The following is an 8,152-nucleotide window of genomic DNA, read 5'->3' on the forward strand; positions in this document are numbered from 1 at the left end:
CCAAAAAATAGCATGGATTCCCCTAAGCATCGGTGCAAATGGGCATGTGGAAACATGCTTTTGCGTGATTACCATGATGCTGAATGGGGTAAGCCCATCAAGGATGCGCGCACCTTATGGGAAATGCTGGTGTTGGAAAGTTTTCAGGCTGGGCTTTCATGGAATACGGTGCTGCAGAAGCGCGAAAATTTTCGGAAAGCTTTTGCAGGGTTTGATCCTGAAAAAGTCGCACAGTTTACAGAGCACGATGTGCAAAGACTGATGCAAGATGCTGGAATTATCCGCTCGCGCCTAAAAATAGAAGCCACTGTTAAAAATGCACATGCCTATTTGCAGATGCAGGCAAAAGGCGAGGATTTTGCAGATTTTGCATGGGCTGTGGCGCAACAAAACCCCGTAACAGCAGAGCATCCTCATGCGTTGGCACAAACGTCCGCTTCACAGGTGCTCTCCAAGGAATTGAAGAAGCGTGGTTTCCGCTTTGTGGGGCCGGTTATTGTTTATGCATGGATGCAAGCTGCAGGCATGGTAAACGGGCATGAACCAGATTGTTTTCGGTATCACGCCTGCGATTGATTCGATAAGCCTCGTGAAATGGCTGTTCTCAGGCGTATTGCAGAAAGCAAAATTATGACTGAGGCAGAGCATGACAAAAAATATAATTCAGCAACGCGTTGAATGGGCGAGGGAAGGAAAGTTCCCGCAAGTTATCGGGCGTATGCCTTCAGGCTGGCTTATTGTAGCCGATACACAGCCTGTACAAGGTTATTGCCAGCTTCTGTCAGACCCGATTGTGCCGAGCCTGAATGACCTACAAGGGCAGGAACGTATGCAATATCTGGCAGATTGCGTAACGGTAGGCGATGCCTTGCTGAAAGCCACGGGTGCTGCCCGTATTAATTATGAGACGTGGTGTAATCAGGAACCCTCGCTCCATACCCATATTGTGCCACGTTATCTGACAGAAGCAGATGCCGTAAAAACCAAGCCTGTTTGTGTGGGCTATACGGGTATTTCTGCACGTCCGTTTGATATGGAGCAGGATACAGCTTTTATGGAAGAAATGCGGAAGCTTCTGAATATCCAGCCATAAAAAGTTGCTTTGCTCTGGAGGGGTTATGAGCGTGCCAATAACGATATACGGAATTAAATCCTGCGATACGATGCGTAAGGCCATGAAATGGCTGGAAGCACACAGCGTGGGGTATAGCTTCCACGATTATAAAAAGCAGGGAATAGATACTGCAACACTCAAGCAGTGGGCACAAAACATTGGGTGGGAAAAGCTTTTGAATAAAGCTGGCACTACGTTTCGTAAATTGTCTGATTCTGAAAAAGAAAATATTGATGAACCACGTGCACTGGCGCTTATGGTTGCTTATCCTTCCCTTATAAAACGGCCTGTTTTAGAAGCGCAGGGAAAGATCACGGTTGGTTTTAAGCCAGAACTTTATGCAGAGTTATTTGCGAAAAATTAAATAGCACGGGAATATGGGGCGTATGGAACGCCCCATATTCTTTGATCAGTGATTATTCCTGATCCGGTGCAGCTGCAGAGTTCAGCTGGATGTAGCGTTCAATGCCAATCTGCTTGATCAGGTCAAACTGACGATCCAGGAAGTCTTCGTGCTCTTCTTCGTTTTCAAGGATCTTCAGCAGCAGATCACGGGAAACAAAGTCACGTACGCTTTCGCAATAAGCGATACCTTCGCGCAGGTCAGCCAGAGCTTTTTCTTCCAGCTTCAGGTCGCATTCCAGAATTTCCTTCACGTCCTGACCAATCAGGATGGTGTTCAGGCGCTGGACGTTGGGCAGGCCACCCAGATACAGAATGCGTTCGATCAGCCAATCAGCATGACGCATTTCTTCAATGGATTCTTCGTACTCTTTCTTGCCCAGCAGAGTAACACCCCAGTGGCGCAGGGTGCGTGCGTGCAGGAAGTACTGGTTGATAGCCGTCAGCTCATTTGTCAGCTGGGTGTTCAGATGTTCGATAACTTTAGGATCTTTTACCATGATACGATTTCCAGATTTTGATGGAGGTTTGTGAAGCCTTTTTACGGATGTTTCAGGCATAATGCAATCAGAAAATCGTTAAATATCAATGAGTTTTAATAAGTAATTCTTATTCGCAAATGTTATTTATGTTTTTTGTTGTCGAAACAGCATCTTAACCATGTAACGCTATTTATAACATTTGTGTTATTTGTTTTGTGAAAGTGTAGGCTTCTTCTCTAAAGGTAAATTGGCCCGTATTTCTTGCGAATAGTATGCATCTGGCGTTACGCCATCAGGCCGTTGAACCCGACTTAGACGCTTAAGGGTGGGGAAATCATACTGTGTGTTCAACAGCCCCAGATCATATGCCAAGGAGGCCGTGTAGCCACTTAGTAAGACGCGCCAGTCCAGCCGATAATGCAGTTGCGCACCAGCGCGGGAGAGAATTTCTGTTGTACAGTTATCTGCTAGCGTATTGTACCAACGCGGGTGGGAATGTAGGAAGTGGATTTCCGAAAGATAGCTTTTAAACAGGCGCTCACGCGTTTGCTGTGAAATGAAGAGCCGGTAAAGATAGACGCGCTCCTTACGGATATCTGTCCGCACACCAATCAGATCCTGCTCATCTGCGGTCACGTAAAACATTTCATAATGATGGAAAAAGCCAGCAATCGCAGAATAGGGGAAGCGTTTTTGCCTGCGTGTTTCAATAGATATGGCAAGGTGTCGCCCATCCTTGAACCCAAAGGTAAGAAAAACATGGGCAATGCTTTCCCCTGCCCAATAGGAGGTGATCATATCTACGGATGAAAGATCATCCAGATTATATTCGGCATCATAATAGCGGGGTGTATAATCCGTTTCTGTTTTGTATTTGAAATTGCGTATATTTTGAATATGCACAGTTCGACCGGTCAAAATGGCATCTGCCGGCAGCGCATATTCTCCTGCCCAATCTCGATGATTGCGTGGGGGATCAGTTAAATACCATATTACAAAAATAGCACATAAAGCAGGAATGGCAGGGCGGCGAAGTCGCGCAGGGGCAAAAAAGAACATACCTAACACAAGCAGCGGAAAGACAATGCTCAGGCCTAAGCGCAGAATATCTGGTGTTAAGGTGGAATAATAAAATGCCGCTGCTGAGTAGAGGCTGAATAAGCATACGCCTGCAGCTTTTATCCAGAAAATCCAGCCATGCGTGGAAGAATTATGGGGGAGCTTGCTCATGGATGTACCGGCGGCGTGGTTGGCTGATATTCACCGCCAATGCGTGTGATATTTTGTTTGTTCATATCCCCTGTTTCTGGCACTCCCGGCGTCAGGTGCGCCAGATGCTCCAGTAGAATGCGCCGCACCTCTGCAATAGTGATTGGGTTGGACTGTGTGGAATGGCCAGAATGCCGCACAACCAGTTCGGAATCAGCATAAGGAATGTGCGCACTTCGGTATTTTACCACGCCATCATCTGCTGTTGCTAATGGGCCATCTCCTAGAACCGGAATAATGGAATGCGTGCGCACTTCCGGCACAACAGGTATGGAGGCAAGAGAGCGGATAAAAGCACTATGGGGTGTCATGCCATACACGCTGCCCATACGCCACGGGCTCATGTTGACGCGTATTGAACCGGACTCCCCAGCAACAACCTGCTGCATCACTTCTGTCAGACTGACAGGAAATGTTACCATACGGCCCACAAGATGCGCTAGAGAGAGTGCAGCCAGGTAACTTCCGTGTTGTGGTGTAGAAATAAACACAACTTGCTGTACCTCAGGCAACGGTTTTGGAAACAGGGTTTCTTGCAAAAAGCTATGAGCTTTTGGGGTGAGGTGTAAACCGTTGAAAGGGTGATGCGTGAGGCCATTCCAGAGTTTATCTTTTGGGTCTATCACTTGCATTTTTGCTAGAAGTCCGCCTTGGCTATGGCCAATAAGCACCATATGCCCAAACGCGGGATCGGCCTGCGTGCCCCCGTTGTTTTGAATAGCAGCTTCCAGAGCCTCGCGAAGTTGGAAGGCTGAGTAAGGGATAGGATTACCCGTAGCGTAAGAAAAAAACCAAAATTCAAAATGGGCGCGGATTTGAGGATCTTCCAGAAGATCGTTCACCATATCAGCCCATCGTCCCGGGCTGGAAGCTGTGCCGTGAACAAGCACAACAGGAATACACCCATAGCGGTGGGGTTCTATGGCAATGAGTTGAGGTTTGCGGCCGTTATCAAAAAAACGGCCATCCAGAAAACCTTTATACTCGCTAGACCAATCTACAGCGTTACTAAGGCTCAGTGCGCGCGAGGCTGTTTGATCATACTGTAGGGGAATAGGTGTTTTGTTGGCTGTGACAATATGCGCTTGGTCATCCAACGCTGTTAGGGTCAGGTGGCCAGAAATATGATCGGAGAGAACTTGCCTGCGTGGATCTGGTATTTCCATAAATAGGCTGACAGGGATACGCAGTTTGTCTGTAATGGTAAAGGAAGAAGGTGCACGGCCATCTACATGAGGAATGGCGGCTAGAGGTTCACCTAGCCCCATATGGCTATAAATATTTTTAACACCTTTGACTGTCAGGCGCGCTGTGGGGCGAAAATCTGTAAGCTCATAACCATGCCATATATGTTCTGATGGATCGGCTGATAGATCTAGATCACCAAATGGAAGCACCCAATGTTGAGCATTCACATTGGCGGGGGATCCTAAGGCCTCTGTTAGGCTGAGCATGTAAATATCACACGCTTGCCGAAAATGTGGGTCATACGGATCTGGATGTTCCATCGTTTTATCGGCAGGATTGAGATATGCATATGCATACATGGCAGCAGCCATGAAATCTGTGCGCGATTTATGCTTTTTACCCCGTAAGTAGCTGAGTTCTGCCAGTGCAAAAAGCTGGTCATTTAAGTCTGGTGTGTAAAATTGGTCTTGCGTGCTTTTACGCAGGATATCAATGGCGGCACTTGGGTGTGCTTGCCATATGCCCAACAAGTTTTGGCGTTCCAGCACAATACGGGTGGTGTTGCTAAGGATTGTTCCGTTAAGGGCAGTGTGGGTGCGATCTTGATAAGCCTCTGTTAGGCTCAACTGCTTAACCGAAACGGGCGGGGTGCATCCTGTAAGGGCCAGAAAAGCAGCAATGTAGCAAGTCTTATGATTTAATTTATTGATAAATCTTATAGAAAAAATAGACATTATGCTTTCCGGAAGAACACACCCAAGCGTTAAAATATGCGGCGGAACTTACGATGTTCACGACAATGTGGCAAACAGTAATAAAAGAATGAGACCTATCTAAAATATTGGAAGAAATGATGTCCAATTTGCCAGTAGTGCGTGTTGTCTTGGTGGGAAGTTTGATGTCGCAGGATGTGCGTAAAGGGTACATCCCAAGGGAAGATGAAATAATAAAATTTCAGTTTTCTAAAGAGATTCAAGAAAAAATATTGGAAGAATATAATATTTCACAAATTTTTTGTGCATCTGATGTGTTTGTAGATCCAGAGTATTTTATTTTAGAGCAAAATATTGTTTGTGAGCCGAAGTTAAAAAATAGGAATTATGGAATTTTAGCAGGACGGAATTTGAAGAGTTTAACAGCAGAAGAGCAGGGGCAATTCATGAACCCCGAATACTCTCCTGTTGGTGGGGAAAGTATGTACGCATTTCATGTTAGATTAAAGGCATGGCTAGACAGTCTTTTTGATGAGGCCAAAAATCAAGAAACATTCTTGATCATAGCTTCTCCCGTAATTATACGCGCATTAAGTGCGTGTATTATGGCAGATAATATAAAAAGTTCTTTTCGTATTCTCAATAAAATAGATGTTCTCCCAGAAAGCTTGAGTGTTTTTTCAGGGAGAGGAGGGAATTGGCGCATTTTCACACTTTCTGCGCCTTTCTGAGTCATTAAAGTAAAATTGTAGGAAATATTTGTTTATAAACAGAAATCATTCACGATGTGGTGACATTTTGTGATACATTATGTAAATATATACATACGATATCGATATAAAAATAACCTTAAATTAGAAATAAATACTTTATATCAATATCTTATATAGGTATCGATACGGATAAAAATGAATATTTTCTTTGTCTTGAGATATATTTTTTATATGAGAAACCGCAGTTTCATATATTGGACATTTGTTTGATTGAGGGGCTTAGCTAAAAGCCGTTTTTTGAGGCTATTCCGGTAGGAGTAATTAAACCATGACATATACAGTCGGCATGTATCTTGCTGAGCGTCTTTCTCAGATCGGATTAAAGCACCATTTTGCCGTAGCTGGAGATTTTAATCTGGTTCTTCTGGATCAGTTACTGGCCAATAAGGAAATGGAACAGGTTTACTGCTGTAATGAGCTGAACTGCGGTTTTAGTGCGGAAGGTTATGCCCGTGCGCATGGTGCGGCGGCGGCTGTGGTAACCTTTAGTGTAGGGGCCATTTCTGCCATGAACGCCATTGCAGGTGCTTATGCAGAAAACCTGCCTGTTATTTTGATTTCCGGCTCACCTAATAGCAATGATTACGGAACAGGACATATTCTGCATCATACGCTGGGCACAAACGATTATACCTACCAGTTAGAAATGATGCGGCATGTTACATGTGCGGCAGAAAGCATTACAGATGCCGCATCTGCTCCAGCTAAAATTGATCATGTTATTCGCACGGCCCTGCGCGAACGCAAACCAGCATATGTTGAAATTGCCTGTAACGTATCTGATGCAGAATGTGTACGTCCTGGGCCAGTATCATCTTTGCTGGCAGAATTGCGGGTAGATGATGTCAGCCTGAAAGCTGCGGTTGAAGCGTCGCTGGCTCTGCTGGAAAAATCTCAGCGTGTTACCGTGATTGTAGGGAGCAAAGTGCGCGCTGCACACGCGCAAACACAAACAGAACATCTGGCAGATAAGCTAGGCTGTGCAGTTACTATTATGGCAGCAGCAAAAAGCTTTTTCCCAGAAGATCACAAAGGCTTTCGTGGTCTGTATTGGGGGGATGTGTCTTCACCCGGCGCGCAGGAACTGGTTGAAAAATCTGATGCGCTTATCTGTGTCGCGCCCGTCTTTAATGATTATTCCACAGTAGGTTGGACTGCATGGCCCAAGGGTGACAATGTTTTGTTGGCAGAGCCCAACCGCGTTACTGTTGGCGGTAAAACATACGAAGGTTTCACATTGCGTGAATTCCTTGAAGAGCTGGCAAAGAAAGCGCCCAGCCGTCCGTTAACGGCTCAGGAAAGTAAGAAACATACACCGGTTATTGAGGTATCCAAGGCAGATGCGCGTCTGACCAATGATGAAATGACCCGTCAGATCAATGCAATGCTGACATCAGATACTACTCTGGTTGCTGAAACAGGTGATTCCTGGTTCAACGCTACACGTATGGATTTGCCGCGCGGTGCACGTGTTGAGCTGGAAATGCAGTGGGGACATATTGGGTGGTCTGTGCCGTCCGCTTTTGGGAATGCTATGGGTTCTCAAGAGCGCCAGCATATTCTTATGGTGGGTGATGGGTCATTCCAGCTTACTGCGCAGGAAATGGCGCAGATGGTACGTTATAAGCTGCCAGTCATCATCTTTCTCGTGAATAACCGTGGCTACGTTATCGAAATTGCCATTCACGATGGCCCTTACAACTACATCAAGAACTGGGATTACGCTGGTTTGATGGAAGTGTTTAATGCAGAAGATGGGCATGGTTTGGGTCTGAAAGCCACCACGGCAGGTGAGTTGGAAGAAGCGATTAAAAAAGCCAAAGCAAACCGTGAAGGTCCTACCATTATTGAGTGTCAGATTGAACGTTCTGATTGCACCAAAACATTGGTGGAATGGGGCAAGAAGGTTGCGGCAGCCAATTCCAGAAAACCACAGGTTTCCTGAAAATCTAAAGCGTTTTAAGGCGTTATTTTTCTTTTCGTAGAGAGAAGAAAGGTAAAGTGCGCAAAAACCCTGTTACTGAACCAACAAAGGTTCAGTCAGGGTTTTTCTTTTACCGATAGATTAGGTTTGTCCCTGTAGTCTTTTAAATTAAGACATATTGTTGGTTGATACATATACGTTAAGGTGATATTTCTTTATATATTTTGTGAAAATACTACGGCGTGTCGTCAGTTAAGCTCTGAGTGTGGCACGTGAGGGTTGTAGTT

General features: G+C 45.4%; 8 protein-coding genes. 5 read left to right on the plus strand and 3 right to left on the minus strand.

Annotation, left to right across the window (positions count from 1 at the left end; all coding sequences use genetic code 11):
• The first annotated feature begins 12 nt into the window (after positions 1-12).
• The 3 genes from APA10_RS05620 to APA10_RS05630 all read left to right on the plus strand — a co-directional run bounded on the left by APA10_RS05620 (position 13) and on the right by APA10_RS05630 (position 1,478).
• Positions 13-576 (plus strand): DNA-3-methyladenine glycosylase I, encoded by a 564-nt coding sequence (locus APA10_RS05620; RefSeq protein ID WP_035366027.1) that lies wholly within the window; start codon positions 13-15, stop codon positions 574-576.
• Between the two features lie 70 nt (positions 577-646).
• A complete protein-coding gene (locus APA10_RS05625; protein WP_003630257.1) occupies positions 647-1,093 on the plus strand; it encodes an HIT family protein in 447 nt (148 codons plus the stop codon).
• A gap of 25 nt (positions 1,094-1,118) precedes the next feature.
• On the plus strand, positions 1,119-1,478 hold the full coding sequence (locus tag APA10_RS05630; RefSeq protein WP_050923524.1) for an ArsC family reductase: 360 nt from the start codon (positions 1,119-1,121) through the stop codon (positions 1,476-1,478).
• 52 nt (positions 1,479-1,530) lie between these two features.
• Here the strand turns inward: APA10_RS05630 and bfr are convergent, their stop codons facing one another.
• From bfr to APA10_RS05645, 3 genes are all read right to left on the minus strand, one after another.
• Positions 1,531-2,019 (minus strand): bacterioferritin, encoded by a 489-nt coding sequence (gene bfr / locus APA10_RS05635; protein ID WP_428182527.1) that lies wholly within the window; start codon positions 2,017-2,019, stop codon positions 1,531-1,533.
• Between the two features lie 183 nt (positions 2,020-2,202).
• Complete coding sequence (locus APA10_RS05640) at positions 2,203-3,228, minus strand: Lnb N-terminal periplasmic domain-containing protein (protein WP_003630259.1); 1,026 nt, start codon at positions 3,226-3,228, stop codon at positions 2,203-2,205.
• Complete coding sequence (locus APA10_RS05645) at positions 3,225-5,189, minus strand: esterase/lipase family protein (protein WP_035366028.1); 1,965 nt, start codon at positions 5,187-5,189, stop codon at positions 3,225-3,227. The genes APA10_RS05640 and APA10_RS05645 overlap by 4 nt, the downstream gene beginning before the upstream one ends.
• Positions 5,190-5,305: 116 nt before the next feature.
• Here APA10_RS05645 and APA10_RS05650 point away from each other — a divergent pair, with 116 nt between their 5' ends.
• Positions 5,306-5,899 (plus strand): histidine phosphatase family protein, encoded by a 594-nt coding sequence (locus tag APA10_RS05650; RefSeq protein WP_174714360.1) that lies wholly within the window; start codon positions 5,306-5,308, stop codon positions 5,897-5,899.
• Positions 5,900-6,209: 310 nt separating this feature from the next.
• Complete coding sequence (locus APA10_RS05655) at positions 6,210-7,886, plus strand: alpha-keto acid decarboxylase family protein (RefSeq protein WP_035366029.1); 1,677 nt, start codon at positions 6,210-6,212, stop codon at positions 7,884-7,886.
• Positions 7,887-8,152: the final 266 nt, after the last annotated feature.

The organism is Acetobacter pasteurianus subsp. pasteurianus LMG 1262 = NBRC 106471, from assembly GCF_000285275.1.
Classification (GTDB): Bacteria; Pseudomonadota; Alphaproteobacteria; order Acetobacterales; family Acetobacteraceae; genus Acetobacter; species Acetobacter pasteurianus.

Coding starts and splice junctions, on each gene's coding strand:
- APA10_RS05620 (WP_035366027.1), top strand. CDS start 13: ATGGATTCCCCTAAGCATCGGTGCAAATGGGCATGTGGAAACATGCTT.
- APA10_RS05625 (WP_003630257.1), top strand. CDS start 647: ATGACAAAAAATATAATTCAGCAACGCGTTGAATGGGCGAGGGAAGGA.
- APA10_RS05630 (WP_050923524.1), top strand. CDS start 1,119: ATGAGCGTGCCAATAACGATATACGGAATTAAATCCTGCGATACGATG.
- APA10_RS05640 (WP_003630259.1), bottom strand. CDS start 3,228: ATGAGCAAGCTCCCCCATAATTCTTCCACGCATGGCTGGATTTTCTGG.
- APA10_RS05645 (WP_035366028.1), bottom strand. CDS start 5,189: ATGTCTATTTTTTCTATAAGATTTATCAATAAATTAAATCATAAGACT.
- APA10_RS05650 (WP_174714360.1), top strand. CDS start 5,306: ATGATGTCCAATTTGCCAGTAGTGCGTGTTGTCTTGGTGGGAAGTTTG.
- APA10_RS05655 (WP_035366029.1), top strand. CDS start 6,210: ATGACATATACAGTCGGCATGTATCTTGCTGAGCGTCTTTCTCAGATC.